Annotated in this window: 16 protein-coding genes and 3 pseudogenes; 10 read left to right on the top strand and 9 right to left on the bottom strand. The window is 69.5% G+C overall.

All coding sequences use genetic code 11. The features are described from left to right. Positions 1–273: 273 nt before the first annotated feature. Together IE273_RS44445 and IE273_RS41040 are read right to left on the bottom strand one after the other, a co-directional pair. A pseudogene (locus tag IE273_RS44445) lies at positions 274–464 on the bottom strand (esterase); the annotation flags it as partial. A gap of 3 nt (positions 465–467) precedes the next feature. Next, positions 468–908, bottom strand: a complete 441-nt coding sequence (locus tag IE273_RS41040) for a nuclear transport factor 2 family protein (protein ID WP_189820202.1) — start codon at positions 906–908, stop codon at positions 468–470. 705 nt (positions 909–1,613) lie between these two features. Between IE273_RS41040 and IE273_RS41035 the strand changes: the two genes are divergently transcribed. From IE273_RS41035 to IE273_RS41020, 5 genes and pseudogenes are all read left to right on the top strand, one after another. Further along, complete coding sequence (locus IE273_RS41035; protein ID WP_229888097.1) at positions 1,614–2,831, top strand: epoxide hydrolase family protein; 1,218 nt, start codon at positions 1,614–1,616, stop codon at positions 2,829–2,831. Between the two features lie 465 nt (positions 2,832–3,296). Then, positions 3,297–3,947 carry a nuclear transport factor 2 family protein gene (locus tag IE273_RS41030; RefSeq protein WP_189820200.1) on the top strand — a complete coding sequence of 217 codons (651 nt, stop codon included), beginning with the start codon at positions 3,297–3,299 and terminating at the stop codon, positions 3,945–3,947. A 133-nt stretch (positions 3,948–4,080) separates the two neighbouring features. Further along, a complete protein-coding gene (locus tag IE273_RS41025) occupies positions 4,081–4,428 on the top strand; it encodes a putative quinol monooxygenase (RefSeq protein ID WP_189820199.1) in 348 nt (115 codons plus the stop codon). Between the two features lie 211 nt (positions 4,429–4,639). Then, a pseudogene (locus tag IE273_RS44440) lies at positions 4,640–5,029 on the top strand (helix-turn-helix domain-containing protein); the annotation flags it as partial. 361 nt (positions 5,030–5,390) lie between these two features. Next, entirely contained in the window at positions 5,391–6,128 is a 738-nt protein-coding gene (locus IE273_RS41020; RefSeq protein ID WP_189820198.1) for an SAM-dependent methyltransferase, read from the top strand. A gap of 92 nt (positions 6,129–6,220) precedes the next feature. Here IE273_RS41020 and IE273_RS45505 read toward each other — a convergent pair whose 3' ends face one another. Both IE273_RS45505 and IE273_RS41010 read right to left on the bottom strand, forming a co-directional pair. Beyond that, positions 6,221–6,589 carry a hypothetical protein gene (locus IE273_RS45505; protein ID WP_189820207.1) on the bottom strand — a complete coding sequence of 123 codons (369 nt, stop codon included), beginning with the start codon at positions 6,587–6,589 and terminating at the stop codon, positions 6,221–6,223. Positions 6,590–6,703: 114 nt separating this feature from the next. Beyond that, positions 6,704–7,534, bottom strand: a complete 831-nt coding sequence (locus tag IE273_RS41010; RefSeq protein ID WP_189820197.1) for an oxidoreductase — start codon at positions 7,532–7,534, stop codon at positions 6,704–6,706. 94 nt (positions 7,535–7,628) lie between these two features. On the opposite strand from IE273_RS41010, the gene IE273_RS41005 reads away from it, so the two are divergent. Then, on the top strand, positions 7,629–8,204 hold the full coding sequence (locus tag IE273_RS41005) for a TetR/AcrR family transcriptional regulator (RefSeq protein ID WP_189820196.1): 576 nt from the start codon (positions 7,629–7,631) through the stop codon (positions 8,202–8,204). Between the two features lie 426 nt (positions 8,205–8,630). Here IE273_RS41005 and IE273_RS41000 read toward each other — a convergent pair. Next, positions 8,631–9,023: pseudogene (locus IE273_RS41000) on the bottom strand (MarR family winged helix-turn-helix transcriptional regulator); the annotation flags it as partial. A 355-nt stretch (positions 9,024–9,378) separates the two neighbouring features. On the opposite strand from IE273_RS41000, the gene IE273_RS40995 reads away from it, so the two are divergent. The 4 genes from IE273_RS40995 to IE273_RS40980 all read left to right on the top strand — a co-directional run bounded on the left by IE273_RS40995 (position 9,379) and on the right by IE273_RS40980 (position 12,585). Further along, positions 9,379–10,020, top strand: a complete 642-nt coding sequence (locus IE273_RS40995; RefSeq protein WP_189820195.1) for a DUF6518 family protein — start codon at positions 9,379–9,381, stop codon at positions 10,018–10,020. A 481-nt stretch (positions 10,021–10,501) separates the two neighbouring features. Then, positions 10,502–10,810 carry a GNAT family N-acetyltransferase gene (locus IE273_RS40990; RefSeq protein ID WP_189820194.1) on the top strand — a complete coding sequence of 103 codons (309 nt, stop codon included), beginning with the start codon at positions 10,502–10,504 and terminating at the stop codon, positions 10,808–10,810. Beyond that, positions 10,803–11,252 carry a (4Fe-4S)-binding protein gene (locus tag IE273_RS40985; protein WP_229888096.1) on the top strand — a complete coding sequence of 150 codons (450 nt, stop codon included), beginning with the start codon at positions 10,803–10,805 and terminating at the stop codon, positions 11,250–11,252. The genes IE273_RS40990 and IE273_RS40985 overlap by 8 nt, the downstream gene beginning before the upstream one ends. A 382-nt stretch (positions 11,253–11,634) precedes the next feature. Beyond that, positions 11,635–12,585, top strand: coding sequence for an NmrA/HSCARG family protein (locus IE273_RS40980; RefSeq protein WP_189820193.1), 951 nt, complete (start codon positions 11,635–11,637; stop codon positions 12,583–12,585). A 340-nt stretch (positions 12,586–12,925) separates the two neighbouring features. Here IE273_RS40980 and IE273_RS40975 read toward each other — a convergent pair whose 3' ends face one another. The 4 genes from IE273_RS40975 to IE273_RS40960 form a co-directional block, all read right to left on the bottom strand. After that, positions 12,926–14,239 carry an MDR family MFS transporter gene (locus IE273_RS40975; RefSeq protein ID WP_189820192.1) on the bottom strand — a complete coding sequence of 438 codons (1,314 nt, stop codon included), beginning with the start codon at positions 14,237–14,239 and terminating at the stop codon, positions 12,926–12,928. 53 nt (positions 14,240–14,292) lie between these two features. Further along, on the bottom strand, positions 14,293–15,558 hold the full coding sequence (locus IE273_RS40970) for a B12-binding domain-containing radical SAM protein (RefSeq protein WP_189820191.1): 1,266 nt from the start codon (positions 15,556–15,558) through the stop codon (positions 14,293–14,295). 72 nt (positions 15,559–15,630) lie between these two features. Further along, positions 15,631–16,731, bottom strand: coding sequence for a Gfo/Idh/MocA family oxidoreductase (locus IE273_RS40965; protein WP_189820190.1), 1,101 nt, complete (start codon positions 16,729–16,731; stop codon positions 15,631–15,633). Further along, complete coding sequence (locus tag IE273_RS40960) at positions 16,721–18,382, bottom strand: Rossmann-fold NAD(P)-binding domain-containing protein (protein ID WP_189820189.1); 1,662 nt, start codon at positions 18,380–18,382, stop codon at positions 16,721–16,723. Before IE273_RS40960 ends, IE273_RS40965 begins: the two co-directional genes overlap by 11 nt. Between the last annotated feature and the right edge of the window lie 372 nt (positions 18,383–18,754).

Raw genomic sequence — 18,754 nt, 5'->3', positions numbered from 1 at the left:
GGGTGGTCTGGTGGGGCCACCGTTCCGTTCAATCTTCAATCACCGTAGACCCCGAAAGGTGACGTGTCAACTAGTTGGATGACGGGTCATCCACCGGGCGGTGGTACGGCTGTGTGGCGGTGCCGTGGTGCGGCCGGACATGCCGAAGCGGTGGCAGGTGTGACCTCGTACCTGCCACCGCTCCGTTGCCCGACCGCTCCGCCGGCGAGGTTCAGGCTCGCCCGCAGCGGAGAGACGGTGATGCGACCGCGCCCCTCCTCGGCGAACTCCTCGCTCGTACTCGGGGAACACGACCGCGGCACCGACGCCGACGGCCGGGTCGCGTACCAGCCGGTCATGGGTGTGGGCGTCACCGAAGACCGAGCCCGTGCCGTGCGCGTGCAGGCTGACGGGCGGTGTGTACCGACCGGGTCTTCGGGGCGGACGGCACGGACCTTGACGCTGGCCGTCGGACCGCCCCGGACGGGTCACTGGGTGACGGCGGCCTCCAGGTTGGTCAGCACGCCCAGCTGGCCGAACAGGACTGTGCCGGACGGGTAGCAGTTGAACGACTCGATCTTGCCCTCACGCAGCCTGAACACGTCGCAGCACGGCACCTTGATGGTCTTGCCGGTGGGCGGGATGACTCCCATCGGCGTGTTCAGGGGCCCGTTGTGCGTTCCGTTCAGGGACAGCTCCACGATGACGATGTCGCCCTGTACGTAGACGTCGTACAGTTCGCGGTGCATGTCGGGGAAGGCCATGGCGTAGTTGACCACGGGGTCGCCGACCTCCTGGCCGCGGTAGGTGATGCCGACCGACTCGTCCGTGAAGGTGCCGTCCTCGGTGAAGCCGGCGATCCACCCGGGGATGTCCTGGACTTCGGCCACCTGGTAGGCGTCCCTGATGATCTTCTCGTTGTCGGACATGAACCCTCGACTCTCCGCGCAGCCGTGGAGCACCATGAGGCGACTGCGGCGACGCTGCATGTGAACACTTCCTTCAAGCCGCACACTAGGAAGCATTTACATGACACGTCAACTTTCGGTGGTGGCGTGACTGTGCTTGGATGAATGCTCAAAGTGATTGACATGTCATCCATTCGGTTCCTATGATCGCACCACAGACAGCTTGGATCGGTCGAGGCCACACATCGCGCATCGCGGCCGTAGCACTACGGCATCGTTATCTGCTCTCCCGACGGGAAGGACGTCGCCACTCGTAGCGGCCTCCTGTTTCCCGTCGCCGCCAATGTCCACACCCCAACGCCCGGCCCGGCCGTCCTGCTCCCCGTGCCTGCGGATGGGCCCGCGCCCACCGCATCCCCACAGGTCCGTGTCCGACCCCTGCCGTTCAAGGGCACACCACGCGAACCACCCGGCGGTCCCTGGCTGACGCCGGCAGGGAGCGGCGTCCGGCACTGGCCTCTCCCGGCCTCCGATGCCGGACGCCGAGCCGGTCGAGATACGGGTGTCACGGCCCCTATGAACCCTTACCAGCACCCAGGAGCAACGGAGAACACCGTGTTCAGACGCTCACACACCATCGCGTCACCTCTCGCCGAGGAAGCACCGCAGACGAGCTCGCGGCGTGGTTTCCTGCGGTCGGCCGCCGTCGTCGGGGCGGCTTCCGCCGTGTCGGTCGGGCTGCCCCACAACGCCTCGGCGGTCCAGCCCGCGTCGGTGGCGGGTCTCACCCTGCCGCCCGTCGGCCCGGACATCACCCGTTTCGACCTCCACGTCCCGCAGGGCGCGCTGGTGGACCTGCGGCGGCGGCTGGCGGCGGCCCGGCTGCCGGAACGCGAGACCGTCGACGACGTCTCCCAGGGCGTGCCGCTCAGCCGGCTGCGCGGCCTGGTCGAGCACTGGCGCACGAGCTACGACTGGCGCGCGCTGGAGTCCCGGCTGAACGAGGCGGGCCAGTACCGGACGCGGATCGACGGTCTGGGCATCCACTTCCTGCACGTCCCGTCCAAGCACCCGGACGCCCTGCCGGTGATCCTCAACCACGGCTGGCCGGGGTCGTTCGTGGAGTTCCTCGACACGATCGGTCCACTCACCGACCCGACGCGGTACGGCGGAAGCGCCCAGGACGCCTTCCACGTCGTCATACCCTCCATGCCCGGGCACGGCTTCTCCGACCGGCCCGCGCAGGCGGGGTGGGACCCCGCGCGCATCGCCTCCGCCTGGATCACCCTGATGCAGCGTCTGGGCTACCGCCGCTACATCGCCCAGGGAGGGGACTGGGGAGGCGCCGTCACCACCCAGATGGGCAAGCAGCGTCCGGCCGGCCTGCTCGGCGTGCACCTCAACCTGCCGGAGTTCATGCTGACCAACACGGCCCTCGGGGACGGCACCCCGGAGGAGAAGGCGGCCATCGCCCAGCAGCAGGTCTTCGCCCAGCAGTACTCGGGCTACTTCCAGGAGCAGGCCACGCGTCCCCAGACCCTCGGCTACGCCCTGGCCGACTCCCCCGTGGGCCAGGCCGCCTGGATCTTCGAGAAGTTCATCGACTGGACGGACAGCGCCCACCGTCCGGAGCCCCTCCTCGGCTACGACCGCATGCTCGACGACATCAGCCTGTACTGGCTCACCAACACCGGTGCGTCGTCGGCGCGGCTCTACTGGGAGTTCTACCGGGACAACCACGACCTGACGCGCCTGGACCTGCCGGTCGGGGTCAGCGTCTTCCCCGGCGAGCTGGTGCGCACGCCGAAGGTGTGGGCCCAGAAGGCGTACGAGAACCTCGTCTACTTCAACGACGACATCGCCGCGGGCGGTCACTTCGCCGCGTTCGAACAGCCCCGGCTCTTCGTGGAGGAACTGCGGGCCTACGCCCGTCTCGTCAGGTAAGGGGGTTCCGGCGGGGCGCCCGCCGATCGGGCCGCGGTGCAGCGGCACGTGACCGGGAAGCACGAGGCCGGCGTCCGCCGCACGGTGCCTCCAGGGGGTGCCGAGTCTCGCGGCGGACACGGTTCCCGAGGCGCGTCCTATGGCCGGACCAGGTCGGGCGCCGGGTGCACGTGCAGCGCCATCTCGCTGACCATCCGCACTCCGGCTCCCCTGCGCGTAGGGCTTCGACACGAGCGGCTTCCGCACCGGCTGGACGACTCGTCTCACGCCGACCGGCCGGGCCGCGGTGTCCCACTCGTAGAGGAAGGCAGACGCCGCACACGCCTGTAGATCAAACGTTCGCTTGACATCTGGACGGTGCCCGCCTTAATCTCAATCAAGCATTTGATTTGTTTTTAGCGCGTACGGCGGGAAACCGCTGCGACGGGCTTTGAACCCCGAAGATCCGATGTGGAGAAACCAGACATGAAGTCCTTCCGCTGGAAGACGATCGTCACCACGGCCGCCGTCGTGGGCATGGGCGGTCTCGCCATCGCCGCCGCGCCGACTCAGGCCGCGAGCAGTGCTGTCGGCGGTCACCCCGTCAGCAACGTGCAGGCCCACGAAGCCCTGAGCCCTCAGCAGCTGTCGGCGCTGCCGCTCACGAACCGCCACCTGACCAGGCATGAGATAGCCAACCTCGCGGTCGTCCTGAACGCGTACCACGTGGCGGAGGGCAACAGCCTGGACGTCGAGGCTTTCGTCAACAGCTTCACCAAGGACGGCGTCTTCGACGACAAGGTCGCCGGCGCCACCTATCAGGGCAAGGCGCTCGGTGATGTTCTGAACCGCATGGTCTCGCTCTTCCCCGACGTCCACCGTGAACTCAAGAGCATCACGGTGAACGGCGACGAGATCAGCATCGAACTGGCGATCCAGGGCACCTTCAAGGGGGCGCTGCAGACGCCGGCCGGCACCGTCAAGCCGACGGGCGCGAGGGTCGACACCCCGACCGCCGACTTCTGGTACCTGCAGGACGGCAAGGTCAAGCGGTTCGACTGCTACGTCGGGTACACGAAGATGTACTCCGACATGGGCGTGAACCTCGACTGGGCCTCGGCGGTCGCCGGGAAGTGAGCCAAGCCCTCGGCCGGTGGTGAGCGACTGGTGAGGCCGGACATCACCGGCCGAGGGCGAACGGGCGGTGCGCCGCCCGCAATCAGCAGGGGGGCCGACAAACCAATCCGCTGTTCAGCGAAAGGGCCCGGAGATGTCCCGTTCCTGGGAACAGAAGACCGCGATCGTGGTCGCTGCCTACTACCGCGTCCACCCCGACGACCGGCAGAAGTTCATCGATGCGGTGCTGCCCGAGATGCAGGCGGCACAGCAGATCCCGGGGTGTATTTACTACGCGTTCGCACAGGACCTCGCCGATCCGAACACCTTCCACCTGAGCGAAGGATGGCGAGACGAGGAGGCGTTCGAGGCTCACGAGAAGTCCGAAACGTTCCTCACCGCACTGAGGACCGTGGTGTCCACCGTCCGAATTCTGGAACGGCAGGGCATGGACTACATCGTCGCGGAGCAGCGCCTCGACGATCCACGCCACCAGCTGTGATCGCATCTGTCGCTCCTCTCGCAGCGTCGAGAGGACCCACGTCGAGAGGACCCACGCTGTGTGGCAGCCCCTGCCTCGCAGAAGTCGGTGGTCCGGATGGTGGTCTCGACGCGGGCCCTGGCTTGCGGCAGGCACTTCCGCAGGGCACGCGCGCCGCGTTCGCGAGCCGGTCTCTGAGGTCGGCCCGTAACGCTGTTCAGATGATCTCGCCGTGGTTGGTGCGATCGCGGCGTCGGATCCCTCGTTGACAGGTCCGTTCACCAGGCTGAGCCCGCGGCGGTTCAACAAGCTGATCACCGCGCCTGCGCCGTGAAGGCCGACTCGGTCCGCAAGGACCGGGCGTGGTCGCTGTCGCTGGAGGACCGGGTGCTACTGGTGCCGCGTACCGGCGTACCAACCTCACCCCGCGCCGGCTCGCACCGCTGTTCGGTGTCGAAGCCGGCGGCCGACCGGACCGTCGACCACCTAGGACCGGCTCTCGGTCCCATCGACGCCGACATCCGCCTCGTCGTCGCCGTCGGCCAGCCGCACGGTGATCGCCGACGGCGGCTACCGAGGCACCGGCCTGACCATCCCTCGCCACCGCCGACACGGGATGTCGGCCGGGTCGTGGGGACGCGTCGGTCGCGGCCGTGGATCGTGTCGTACGAACTGCGGTCGTCATCGAGCCGTTGCTGCCCAAGCCGGCTCCGAAGCTGGTCCGGGGCTCGGCCGCGAGCGCCGGGCGGGCAGACATCGTGCGGGGTCCTGTGCGTGTCATCCCACGTCACGGCCTCCCGCCGGGGCCCCAAAGCGGTCCCAGCCCGGTCGACCGGGCACGTCCGGGCAGCGGTCACCACGTTCATGTCGACTGACAGGACAGAGCAATCGTCAAGACCTGTGGATCGGCGGTCGCCTTGGCTGGGTCCGTTCAGCAACGAAAACGAGGTGCGCTCGCTCTCCGGCGCTGACACGCTGCGCCGGTGAATCGCGAACAGATCTCCAGGATCGCCCATGCTGAGCACCCGATAAAGGCTCCGCTCGACGACGACTCGGTCCGCCGGCTGCTGGAGCGCGGCGTTCCGCGCGGTGACGAGCGTGTCCTCGACCTTGGTTGCGGTGGCGGGGAATGGCTCTTGCGTGGCCTGTCCACGTGGCCGGAGTTGCAGGCTGAGGGCGTCGACATCTCCCGGGACGCCTTGGCCCAGGCCCGCGAGGCAGCCAGCCGCCTCGGGGTCGACGAGCGCCTCGTCCTGCACCACCAGGACGCCGCGGTTTTTGCCTCCCCCCGGTCGTTCGACCTGGTGCTTGGTGTCGGGGCCACGCATGCTTTCGGCGGTCTGCTTCCCACACTTGCGGCAGCGCGGAAGCACCTCGCCCCCGGCGGCCGGGTCCTGATCGGTGAGGGGTTCTGGGACCGAGAGCCTTCTGGGGAGGCCATAGAAATGCTCGGCGACTTCACCGACCTGGCGACCACCGTGGACCGGGTCGTCGCCGACGGGTGGACTCCTGTGGACGGGCATGTCAGCACGCGCCGTGAGCTGGACGATTACGAATGGGCCTGCTGGGGGTCGCTGGCCTCATGGGCCCTCGACCACCCAGACGATCCCGACAGTTCACAGGCGCTCGAGACCGCGACCGCCCGGCGCTCGGAATGGCTGCGGGTCTACCGGGAGACCTGGGGCTTCGTCTGCCTGGTCTTGCGTCGGACGTCCGATTGAGCTGGACCGGTCATGGTGCTCACGCCGGCCCGGACAGATCGTGCCCTCGCGGTCGGCGTATGACGGTCCTTCCCAAGGTCCGGCTTTCGTCCTCACGCCGCGAGGGTCTCGGGGCGTTCGACGAGGTGGCCGCGTTCGAAGCGGGCTCCGGCTCGGACGAGGGCGACGAGGCGGGGTGCGTTCACGGCCCGCCGGCGGGCCTGGGCTGACTCGACGTCCTGAGCATCGCTCCCGCGGTAACGGCTGGACATCCTGTTCGCGGACCGCGGCCAGCCGCACGGCTCCGGCCAGGCGTCTTCGGCCGGGTCGTCGAACGCACCATCTCCTGGCTGCGCGGCCTCCGCCGCCCGCGGATCCGCTGGGAAGGACGAGACGACATCCACGAAGCCTTCGTCGGCCTCGCCGTCTGCCTCGTCACCCACCGCCTTGTCGAACGCTTTTGTCCGGATGGCTTTGTTCACGAGTTACGACGGCACTGGTAGGCGATTTCGGGAGGCACCTGGGCGGTCACGGTGAATCGAACAGTTCACGAGATCGAGAGCACCCTGCCCGTCGCGAGTGCCTCCCGGACGGGTTCAGCGGGGCATGCCCACGGCGCGGGAGATGACGGTGTCGAAGGTGCGGTCGGGCAGGATGCGGCGCAGGGCGATGAGGGGGCGGGCGCCGAAGCCGGTGGCGTAGCGGGTCTTGGGGCGGCGGGCGGTGACGGCTTTGCCGATGGCGTCGGCGATGACGCTGGGCGGGGAGTTGCGGTTGGTATTGGCCTCGGAGCGCAGGGAGGAGGCCACGGCGGCGGCCTGAGCGGCGTAGGCGCCGTCGGCGGAGGACTTCTCCAGCTTGTCGGCGGCGATGGCGCCCCATTCGGTGGCGATGCCGCCGGGTTCGATCACGACGACGTTGACGCCGAATGGCTTGGCCTCCAGTCGCAGACAGTCGCTGAGGGCTTCCAGGGCGAACTTGGTGCCGTGGTACCAGCCGCCGAGCGGGGTGTAGATCTTGCCGCCCATCGAGGTGACGTTGAGGACGGTGCCGGATCGCTGGGCGCGCATGCGGGGCAGAACGAGCTGGGTCAGGCGGATGGCACCGAAGACGTTGACCTCGAACTGGTAGCGGGCCTCGTCCAGGGGGACGTCTTCGAGGGCGCCGTAGGAGCCGTAGCCGGCGTTGTTGACCAGCACGTCGATGCGGCCGGTCTCGGCGGTGATCTTCTCGATGCCGGCGCGCATGGAGTCGTCGTCGGTGACGTCCATCGCCAGCGGCCGGATGCCGCGGTCGGCCAGCTTCTGCAGCCGGTCGGTGCGGCGGGCGGCCCCGTAGACGGTGTAGCCGAGCTCGTGGAGCTTGAGGGCGGTGGCCTCGCCGATGCCGGAGGAGGCACCGGTGACGAGGGCGGTCTTGGCAGGCATGGCGGAGAGTCCTCACGAATAAGATGAACTATGGTTCATAGTCTATACTGAACCTAGGTTCATATTGATGCAAGTGGAAGGGCAGGCACCTCCCGTGACCCCAGCCAGGGCGCCGCGCGCCGACGCGGTCCGCAACCGTAAGAAGATCCTGGCCGCCGCCGGCGAGCAGATCACCGCGCACGGCCCCGAGGTCGGCATGGACGAGATCGCCGCCGCGGCGGGCGTGGCCGTAGGCACCCTGTACCGGCACTTCCCCACCAAGACGGACCTGGTCGCGGCGGTCGTCGCCGCCTACGTCGCCCGCGTCGCCGACGACGCCGAGACCGCGCTCGGCCGTGTCGAGGCCGGCGCCCGTGCTGTGGATGAGCTGACCGCGTTCCTCGGCCGCGTCGTCGAGGCGTCGGTGACCGACCGCGCCGTCAAGGCCGCTGCCCAGACCCTGGGCGCGGAGCCGGGTGACCGCGCTGATGAGGACCGCGCCGGTGTCGCTGTCGCCGCCCTCATCCGAGCCGGCCAGGACGCCGGCGACATCCACCCCGACGTCACCGTCAGCGACATCTACCTGCTGTTCTCCACCGCGCCCACCGACCAGCCACCCGCGGCCCGCGCCCGCTGGCTCGCCCTTGTCACGCCGGCGCTGACCACCTGGGGCCGGCAAGCAGGGAACTGACGCCGGGAGCCTTGGACCTCGGGTCAGACGGTGCTGTCGCTTCTCGTGAACATCGAACAACGGCCGAGCCGGGGTGCTGTTCAAAGTGGCGTACATCCGCTGTCGCAACTCGTGAACAAAGCCAGTCCGGACATCTCAACGCAGGGTGAGCCGTCTGCGCCCGAGTCGCTTGCCGGCTTCCCGCCTCCGCGGCGATGTCCGTTCCGGAGTATCACCTCCGGCGTCATGTCCCAACTACCGCATGGAGCACAGTGGCAGGTACCGGCAGGTGCGTCTGTAGGGCCGGCCGTACCGAGGCGACGGTGGGCCGTAGAGGAGGAGTCAGGGGAACGGGCGTGTGAGCACCGGCCCGCCGCCGGTGCTCACACACCTGTGTGCGTCATCATCCGGGAGGGCGGCAGTGCAGCCGGCGCGTGTTTCACTGCTGGGGTCGAGCTGCTCGATGATCGATTCGGCGATCTCTGCCAGAAGGGCGGTCTGGCCTGGGGTCAAGTGATACAGGAACAGGCGCCGCACATCCGCGGCATGCTGGGGCGCTGCCGTCTCCAAGGCGGCTCTCCCTGCCGGAGTGACCCGGACATATGCTCCACGGCCGTCGTCGACGCACTCTTCCCGGTCGACAAGATTTCGCTTGGTCATGCGTGCGATGTGGTGGGAAAGCCTGCTCTTCTCCCAGCCGAGCACCTTCGCAAGCTCAAGTACCCGCAACCGGTCGTCTGTGGAACGAGTCAGCTCGGCCAGCACCTTGTAGTCGGTCGCGGACAGTCCGAACTGGCTCTGTAACGACCGACCGGCCTGACCGACCAGCAGGTCGTGCATGCGCAGCAGACCTCGCCACGCACGCTCCTCGACCGGGGTCAGCCATCGAGGCGATTCCGTCATGAGTCCACCATATGAGAAAGTTGACGTGTCAGTCACCCCCCTCTTACCCTTGGCTTCAGGTGGCTACGGCTCCGTATCGAAAGCGCGTCTGGCGCGAGCCAGGAGGCCGCACCGGAGCCGCTACTGCCGAAGGTCCGCGGTGACTGTCCGCCTCATAGGGGCGATTCCCTGTCGCATTCCCCTCGGCCCCCAAGCCGCCTGAACCGCAGCGAACCAAACGCCCCGCGCCCTGTGCGGCCGACGGGACCGACAGCTATACATGGCATGTATACATCAAGTGTATAGTGCGGGCATGGCTACCGGAACAACGTCCCGTTACGACACCCCCGCCATCGTCCTCACCGTGACCGCGGCCTTCGGGCTGGTGCTCGGCTGGGCAACATACGCGCTGCACGGGACGACACCCCTGCTGGAACGGGCGACCAACTCGACATCCACCTGGATCATCTGGACTGCCGTGGCCGGCGGGCTGATTCGCGTCCGGCGACTCGCCGTCTGGGGAGGGGGGTTGATGATGCTCGCCACCTGCGGTAGCTACTACGCGGCGTCCACGCTCGGCAACACGTTCGGGGCCGGAGGGCTCGGAACCGCCGCCGTGTGGTCGGTGGCGGGGCTGGTCGGGGGGCCACTGCTGGGCTGGGCCGGGTGGACGGTACGGCGCGGGCGGGGGGACCTGCGAGCGGTGGCCGGGGCGGTCATCGCGATGGTGGTGCTGGGGGAGGGGGCCTGGCTGGGTCTGACGCTTCACTACTGGGGAGAGGCGACCGTCTTCCTGATCGTCGGCGCAGTGCTCACCGCTCTCCTGACCGCCTATCTGGCGCGCGCCGGGGTGCACCGCTTCTGGCTGTGCACCGTGCTCGCCCCCGTTGGCGGTCTCGCCTTCTACCTCGCGGAGAAGGGCATTCTCGACGGACCGCTGCTCGGATCGGTATGACTCCACGGGCTCCGGCCCTGTGCACTTTCGTGTCGGCGTTCCCCAGGCTCCAGCTGCGTCGATCAGACGGGTGCTGCCGTCGTCGGACAGGTCATCCGTCCACGGTGAACTCCGGGCTGACTGGAACGGGACGTCGAGGTAGTCGTCGCGCGCGGCAAGGGGGCGGTAGGTACCGTACCGGTCCGGCCTCCGCCGACGACGGCGTGCCGAGCCCGCTCTCCCTGACGCAAGCAACGGAGAAGGCGGCGCCGCTGTACCCACCCGCGCACGCGGCTCTCCTGTTCGATGGCACCGACCAGGGGGCGTCCCGCAGCGGCTCCGACGCGCTGCGCAGGGCCGCGTCGCATCGCCGCCGACACGCGAACGCACTCCAGCAATAGTTGACACGTCAATACGCGCTGATTAGCTTCGTCGAAGAGTCAACAAGCGCCACGAACTCGAACTCGCGTCTGGCGAATGAACCGGGTACCAAGGAGAGCAAGTGACAGTCAAAATCGTCGACGCGCCTGAGGCTCGCCGCTACGAGGCGCGGGTGGACGAAGGGCCCGAGGTCGCCGGGTTCGCGGAGTACATCCGTACGGCGGAGCTGATCGCGTTCGTCCACACGGAGGTGTCGCCGGCACACGAGGGTCTGGGAATCGGCTCCGCGCTCGTCCGGGCCTCTCTCGACGAAGCCCGCGCCGCCGGGCTGCGGGTCCTCGCCACCTGCCCCTTCTACGCGGGCTGGATCGACCGACACCCCGAGTACGCCGACCTGCTGTACCAGAACCGGAGCAAGGTCAGTGACTGAGCGTCCGGCCGAGCCGGCGCAGGTGACCGACACGAACACCGCGCCGCAGAAGAAGGCCTACGAGACGCGGGAGATCACCGTCACGTACGAGGCAAGGCGCTGCCTCCACGCCGCCGAGTGCGTCAGGGGCCTCCCCGAGGTCTTCGACGTGAACCGGCGCCCATGGATCAGGTTGGATGGCGCTCCTGCCGGCCGCGTGGCCGAAGTGGTGCGCCGCTGCCCGACAGGAGCGCTCCAGTACGCGCCGGCGGACAACGGAGCGGAAAGCCCGGACCGGCCCACCCGGATCACCCGGACCCCCGCCGGGCAGCTGATCGTGCGCGGTGAGCTGACCCTGGACACCGATGAGGGGCAGCGCGCCGAAACCAGGGCCGTGCTGTGCGGCTGCGCGCGCAGCCGCCGGCAGCCGTACTGTGACCACTCAGGCCCTTGCGGCCAGTGACACCGGCGGCGCACCCGCACCGAGATCGTTCAGCCCCGCGAGCACCCTGGAAGCGAAGTACCCACCCGGAATGAGGCGGGGGCGGTGAGGAGTGCTGGGGCCGGACCCTGATCCCTGATCTCGGCCAGCGGGCCCCGGTGCCGGCCGAGGCGCCTGCGCCAGGACCGCTCGCCGGGGCAGGCGTGCGAGGACCTCCTGCTGGAGACGGTCTGCTGGGACGCGGACACCGCGCGACTGCTACCCCGCCTGCACCACGGCCAGAGGCGTGTCGTGCCGAACGTGCGACGGGGTGGCCTGATCTGTCGCATATTTGTTGACGCGTCAAGTTTCTGTTGTCTAGCTTGGCTGAAGCGTCAACTATCGACCTGACAGGGGAAGTTCCATGAGCGACAAGAAGGTCATCGCCGTTACCGGGGCAACGGGTGCCCAGGGCGGTGGTACCGCCCGCGCGATCCTCGCGGACCCGGAGTCGGGCTTCGCGGTCCGCGCGATCACCCGGAACCCGGACTCGCCCGCCGCCAAGGAACTGGCGGAGCTCGGTGCCGAGGTCGTCCGGGCGGACTTCGATGACGAACCGACCGTGCGCAACGCGTTCGAGGGTGCCTACGGCGCCTTCCTCGTCACCAACTTCTGGGCGCACATGTCCGCGGCGAAGGAGATCGAGGAGCTCCAGGTCCTGGTCCGGTCCGCCAAGGCCGCGGGGCTGCGTCACGTGGTCTGGTCGACGCTGGAGGACACCCGCGAGCTCCTGCCCCTGGAGGACGGCCGGATGCCCGTCCTCCAGGAGAAGTACAACGTGCCTCACTTCGACGCCAAGGGCGAGGGCAACCAGCTCTTCCGGGCGGCCGGGGTGCCGACGACCTTCTTGAACACCACCTTCTTCTTCCAGGGCTTCCTACAGGGTTTCGGCCCCAAGCGCGGTGAGGACGGCGTGCTGACGCTCACCCTGCCGCTGGAGGACGGCAAGCTCCTGGCCGGGGTGGATGTGGCGGACATCGGCCGGACGGCTTTCGCCATCCTCAAGGGAGGCGAACAGTACATCGGTCAGACCGTCAGCCTGGCCGGCGACCACCTGACCGGTGCGCAGTACGCAGAGAAACTGGGGGCCGTACTCGGCGAGCCGGTGCGCTTCCAGTCCGTGCCCTACGACGTCTTCCGGTCCCTCGACATTCCGGCTGCCGCCGAGATCGGCAACATGTTCCAGTACTACGGCGACTTCGACCAGGAGTTCACCGGCGCCCGCGACCTGAACCGGCTGCGGGAACTGAACCCGGAGCTCAAGAACTTCGACTCCTGGCTGGCCGAGAACGCCTCGAAGTTCTCGGTGGGCTGACGCGGACGCGGGTGCCGCGGTCGGGGACGGCTCGCCCCCAAGGCTCCCGCGTCAGGCGAGGGCAGTGGTCGTGCCGGTACTACGGTGCGCTCCGGTGACTGGGGCGGGATCACCCCTTCCGGCAGGGCAGGCGCTCGCCGTGTCGGCTCCGGCCGGATGACGACGTGCGACGAGCGGTGAGGGAAGCGTCTCGGGTGGCTGGGGGCCGGCCATCCGGACGGTGCGGAGCCGGAGTTCACCGACGACCTGCCGCAGTCGGACATGACCGGCCGCGGTCCGCCCGACCATGACCCGGCCGTGGTACCCGGCCGGGCCCCGCTCACCGCGGGACCCGCCGGGGTCACCGCGCCCGGCCGCGGCGGGCCCCGCCGGGAGCTGGTTGCGCTTCCTCCGCCGGCATGCCGCTGATACGGCGCTGGAGCAGGTGGTAGCCCACCCCGACACACGTGCCACAGGCCGCGGTCACCGTCCACAGGACGGCGGGGGCGAAGTGCTCCAGGGTCCAGCCGCTGACCAACGGGGCGGACAGGGAGGCGAGCGCGAAGGACAGGTTGTTGACTCCCTGGTAGCGTCCGCGGCCGTGCGTGGGCGACAGACGGATCACCAGGTCCACCTGGGCGGGTGAGCTGATGATCTCACCGAGCGTCCAGACGCAGGTGGCGAGCAGGAGCGGTACGAGCGAGTCCGTGACGGAGTAGAGCCCGAAGCCGTATCCGGCCAACAGGGAGGCCCCGACCAGGGCCGGACCTGGTATCCACTTGCCGGTGAGGCGGGTCAGCGGGAGCTGGAGCACCACGACGAGCAGGCTGTTGAGGCCGATGACGAGACCGTAGACGCTGCTGTCGTGGCCCTGCCGCTCCAGCGCGAGGGGCAGTCCCACGTAGGCCAGCTGGAAGATCGTGGCCAGCAGCAGGTTGAGCGTGGCCAACGCCATGAACGGACGGTCCGCGAAAACCGTCCAGAGGGACACTCCGGCCCGGCCCGAAGGATCCGCGGCCCGGGGCGGGAGGGGTTCCGGGGGTTCGGTCCCCCCGTCTGCTCCCCCTTCCCCGGGCCGGGACTCCGGCAGTTTGGCCAGGACCAGCGCGGTGCAGAGCACCATGGCCGCGGCCTGCGCGTAGAAGAGGTAGGCGTAGTTGTGGCGGGCGATGGCGCCTGCGGCGGTCGAGGAGACGCCGAGGCCGATGTTGGTGGCCCAATAGTTGAGTGTGTACGCCCTGACCCGGTCCCGCTGGGGCACGATGTCGATCATCATCGCCTGTGTGGCGGGGCGGGCGGCGTTGACGAAGAAGCCGCACAGGCACGCGCACACGGCGACGGCGGCGGTGTCCCGGACCAGGGCCAGGCATACCACCGCCACCGTCGTGGACGCCTGGGAGACCACGATGGTGGGGCGACGCCCGACCCGGTCGGTCAGCACTCCCGCGACGACGGAGGCGACCGTGCCACCGAGGCCGTACAAGGCTCCGACGAAGCCGGCGAAGGCGGCGGAGTGGCCGAGGTCCGTGGTGACGTACAGCGCGAGGAAGGCGGCGACGAAGGATCCCAGCCGATTGATCAGGTTGCTCGTCCACAGCCACCAGTAGGCGCTCGGCAACCCGTGGAAGCTGTGCCGCAGGGCGCGCCGGAGGCGGCCGGTGGCGACGGTGGTCATGCGAGGTCCTCCATAAGCGTGCGCGGGCCCGGCCGCCGGACGGCGCCCTCCGCTCAGCCGGCCGCCATGGCGTTGCCCAGGTAGTTGGGCAGGCTCATCAGGCGTTCCCACTGGTCGTCCAGGTCGGCCGGATAGGCGCTGCGGTAGCGCCTCGTCACGTCCTCGACCTGGGTCCAGTGGGCGGGCGCGGAGCCGTCCGTGTACCGGGGGGCGAGGTCGTCGTAGAGACGGGTGCCGGGGCGCAGCACGAGTTGGTTGAGGCCGAAGAGCGCGGGGAGCCCGGCCGCCCAGTCCACGAGTCGGTCCGCCTGGCAGGCGGGGTCGTCGGGGAGGCCGAGGAGGATGAAGGCGAGCGGGGTGATGCCGGCGTCGCCGAGCTTCTGGATCGCGGCGGTCACCTTTTCCACGGAGACTCGCTTGCCGACCCCGGCGTCGGCGACGCTGGGCGACTCGGCGCCGAGCCACATGCCGGTGCACCCCGCTTCCGCCCAGCGCGTGACGTCGCTGCGGAGGACGACCTCGGCCCGGGTCTGGCCGGTCCAGCCGATGCCGAGTCCGGTCATCTCGCGGCACAGGTCGTCGTAGTAGGTGGGATGGAGGCCGAAAACGTAGTCGAGGAAGAAGAGGGAGCGCGTGCCGAGGTCCCGCAGTCGTGTGATCTCCCGCATGGTGCGCGAGACGGCACGCGGCCGCATCCGGGTGCCGAACGGCAAGTGGCAGAAGGTGCAGCCGTAACTGCACCCGCGTACGCCGAGTACGAGCCCGGCCGGGCCCCGGTGCGCCCGGCCCTCGAGGACCACCTCGGCGGTGTAGTCACCGCTGTCGGTCAGATGGTAGGCGGGCAGGGGCCAGTGGTCCGTGTCGAGGTCCTCGTAGGTTCCCGCCATCGGGAGCACCGGGGTGAGGGCGCGGCCGGCGACGAAGTCGCGGACCGCCCTGACCGCCGCGGAGTCGTTCTCCCCGCGCGCGACGTGGTCGACGCCCAGGTCGCGCAGCGTGACGTCGGGGAGGTGCGTGCCGTGGGGGCCCACGGCGATGACCGGGGTGGCGGGCCAGAGGGACCGGAGTTCCCGCACCGCTTCCCGGCTGGGGGCTATGTCGAGGGGGTAGCACTGGGCACGGTCGGCCACGGCTGTGACCAGCACGGCGAGGTCGGGAGTCGTCTGGAGGGGTGGTGCCGCGGTCAGCCGGCGGTCCCAGAGGCGGACGTCCAGGCCGTCCGCCTCCAGGACGGCCGCGGCGTTGAGGACATCGATGGGTTGCTGGAGGAAGAGGCGCTGGAACTCGTCCTGCGGGACGACGAAGCAGACGGTGGTCATGGGATCTCCGGTGGTGGACGTACGGTGTGGTGGCACGGCTCCGCGCTTGCCTGCGGCCGGCGGGGTGGGCCGTCAGCCGGTGGGGGGCCCGACGGCGTGCGGCAGCCGGCCGACGTGCAGGGCGTGCGAGCTGAGCAGTGCGATGCGGTGCAGGGTCCGCAGGTCGGGTGTGCCGACCGAGCCGTCCCGCAGAAGGGTGATGAGGCGGCGGAGCGCGTCACTCATCAGGAATTCGGTGACATGGGTGCGGTCGACCCGGCCGGCGGGGGTCCGCGCGGTGATGCGGTGGACGTTGCGCGGCAGCGGGCCGTCGGGCCCCTGGCCGACGGGTTCCAGCTCCGCGGTGACGTGGGCGCTCTCGCTCTCCACGCGCACGAGGCGCTGACGGCCGTCGTGGGCCAGTGGGAAGTCGGTCGTCCACGCGGGCGCTCCCACGCCCGTACCACCCGCGGCGGGATCCCCCACCACGGTGGAGAACAGTTCCACCTGGACGGGGCCGGCCCAGGTCTCCTCCAGGGCCGCGGAGATGACGAACTGCTCGTCGAACAGGCAGCGCAGCTCGCCGGAAGCGACAGGCCGTGCCAGATAGGAGCCGTAGCGGGCGGGTGGCAGCAGTCCGCCGAGGATGGCGAGCATGTGGTGCCACTCGTATCCGAAGACTCCGTGGTCGCGGTCGACGAACCGGCCCCGGCGGACGTCGAGGCGCCGGTCCTTGCTGAACGCCACGCGGACGCGGCGCACGGGTTCTCCGGGAGCCAGGGTCCGCAGTGTCTCCATCACCCGGGCGATGACGGCCGAGTCGCGGTACTGGTCCATCACCGCGACTCGCAGCCGGGGATGCGCCGCCAGAACCGCCTTCATCCGATCGATCTCGGCCGTCCGGCAGGCCGGCTTCTCCAGCAACACCCGGGCCGCGGGATCGAGGGCGAGGACACGTGTGAGCGTGCGAAGATGGTCTTCGGTGGGCGTGCACACCAGCCACACGTCGACGGTGTCCGCCGGTACGTCCTCCACCGTCCGCCAGCCGCGCACTCCGTCCGGCAGCCAGACCGCGGCATTCCGTTCGACCACGCTGACCCGGAATCCCAGCCCGGTCAGCAGCCGCGTGTGCAGAGTACCGACCACGCCGTATCCCACGACGCACACGTGTACGGCGTCGAACTCACCGTTCACGGCGCGCCGCCGTCCGGTCGGCCGGGGCCGTGTCGGTGCCGGGGCCGTCCTCCAGGTAGAGGTCGTAGTAGGCATCCAGCAGGCCCGCGCGGCGTACGGCCTGGTTGACGGGCTCGACGTGCACCCCGGAGGCATAGGCGGCGTGGTTGCCGCACAGTTCACGGGCCGCGACCAGGGTGGCGGCCCGGTAGGCGTCGTAACCGCGGTTGGGTATGCCCTCGTACTCGAAGAGGTTGAGGGAGCGTCCGTCGCCGAGCATCAGTACGTGACGGCCACCGGGGAGGCTGTAACGCACCCCGAGCCCCGGCACCTGCTGTCCGGGAACACCCGCCCGGCCGGTGTGCAGCAGGCTGAAGTCCTTGGTGGCGAAGCCGGCCAGCAGGAGCCCGTCCGGCAGCAGAGCGAGGTCGTCCTCCTCCAGTACGGGTTCGCCCGCGCTGGAGACGATGAGGAAGGGGCTGCTGTCGCGCAGCGCCCGGGCCACCGTCCGCCGGGTGTCGAAGCCGTCCTCGGCGGCCTGGATGAGCATGAGCGGATCGCTGTCGACGACTGTCGGCCGGCAGCCGATCCCGCGCAACTGCCGGGCCAGCCGGGAACCCAGGACGCCGTACCCGGTGACCAGGACCCGGCGGCCGACGAACTTCTGGTTGGGGATGATCGCGCGGACGCGGCGCAGGCAGGAGTCGGCTATCTCGTTGTACGCGATGACGCCCTTCACCTCGGACCTGGCCATGTTGAACACGGGAAGTCCCACGGTCGGAGCGGCCGCGATTCGTTTGAGTCCGCTGACGGTCAGCTCCACCGCGGCGTCGACAGGTTCCGTCACCATGCGGCGACCTCCCGGACCCTGCGCCAGCAGCCCGCCGTCGTCGATGATGAGCACCCTCCGGCCGGCGCGGTGCGCGCGGCGGATGAAGTCGTCCACGTCCGCGGCGGTGCGGCGGGCCAGGTCCACTTCGGCGGGTGGGGACGTGCCGTCGATCACGGAGTTGTCGAGCACCGCGCTGCGGTAGCCGCGGTGGAGGAACCAGGCGTGCACCCGGCGGCGGTTCGCCGTGCGGTCGCCCTTGGCCAGTGCGTAGATCCACTGGCCGGGAACACCGGCCCGTTCTGCGGCCAGCAGGAAGCCCACACTGTTCTCGACGTAGTGGTCACGGAAGATCAGGGCCCAGTCGGAGAACGGCGAACCACCGTCATCCTCCGCGTACCGCCGCAACAAGGGCATGGAGTTCCAAAGGGCCTCGACCTCCGCCTCGGTGTAGACGGCGGCGTGGTTCTCCAGGACATCGAGAAGCGTGCTCGCATGGCCCGTCCCGGGCGGCAGGGCCAGAACGGATGCCTGCCATCCTGCGACTGGGGGGATCAGAGGTTCCAGCGTGCGGGCGGGTTCGTCGGAAAGGGGTCTGATCTCCACCCGGGCGAGGGTGCGGCCGACGGCGTCGCGCACGGCCAGCACCGCGGTGTCCTCATGTGGTGCCGGCCAGTCGACGACGACGTCGCGGTCCAGCCGCCGAGCGGCCCGCTCGGCGCACACGACGGCATCGGCGACGGAGCCCACGCCCCGCACCGTCCCGACGAGCAGTGGGACGTCGGTGGCGTCAGTGTCCTGACCATGCGTCTGTTCGACTTCGGTGACGATCTCACCAGCCACTTGATCACTCCCTCCTCCACGCCCGGTCGTCCGCGTTCCACCGTGCGCGAGCAGGCGGAGACCTTCGGCCGGACCATGCGATGTGGGCGTCAGTCTGTGGGAGGAGGACGGACCGCGCATCCGTTGCGGAATCAGTCGTACCGCTCGTGTGACGGCGACTGATGCGGCCCGAGCCACCCGTTGGAAATGACTGATCAGGCGACGGATGCTCACGGCTTCCGGCTTCCCGCATCATCGATCCGTGGCCAGGACGGGCCGGGCACGCAGTCGGTGCCCGGCGTTCACGCCGCCGTCCTCCGCACCGCGTGCTCCAGCCGTGATCACCCGCCGTTTCGGCGGACGGCCGCAGCGCGCCCCCGTGTCGGCAACGTC

Source organism: Streptomyces olivaceoviridis (assembly GCF_014650115.1).
GTDB lineage: Bacteria > Actinomycetota > Actinomycetes > Streptomycetales > Streptomycetaceae > Streptomyces > Streptomyces olivaceoviridis.
Note: the sequence above shows the minus strand (reverse complement) of the source record. Positions and strands in the feature narration are given on the sequence as shown.

What these genes read in the sequence shown, in the direction of transcription:
- IE273_RS40980 (WP_189820193.1), top strand. Translation starts at nt 11,635, where the DNA reads ATGAGCGACAAGAAGGTCATCGCCGTTACCGGGGCAACGGGTGCCCAG.
- IE273_RS41025 (WP_189820199.1), top strand. Translation starts at nt 4,081, where the DNA reads ATGTCCCGTTCCTGGGAACAGAAGACCGCGATCGTGGTCGCTGCCTAC.
- IE273_RS41010 (WP_189820197.1), bottom strand. Translation starts at nt 7,534, where the DNA reads ATGCCTGCCAAGACCGCCCTCGTCACCGGTGCCTCCTCCGGCATCGGC.
- IE273_RS40970 (WP_189820191.1), bottom strand. Translation starts at nt 15,558, where the DNA reads ATGACCACCGTCTGCTTCGTCGTCCCGCAGGACGAGTTCCAGCGCCTC.
- IE273_RS41030 (WP_189820200.1), top strand. Translation starts at nt 3,297, where the DNA reads ATGAAGTCCTTCCGCTGGAAGACGATCGTCACCACGGCCGCCGTCGTG.
- IE273_RS41040 (WP_189820202.1), bottom strand. Translation starts at nt 908, where the DNA reads ATGTCCGACAACGAGAAGATCATCAGGGACGCCTACCAGGTGGCCGAA.
- IE273_RS40975 (WP_189820192.1), bottom strand. Translation starts at nt 14,239, where the DNA reads ATGACCACCGTCGCCACCGGCCGCCTCCGGCGCGCCCTGCGGCACAGC.
- IE273_RS40995 (WP_189820195.1), top strand. Translation starts at nt 9,379, where the DNA reads ATGGCTACCGGAACAACGTCCCGTTACGACACCCCCGCCATCGTCCTC.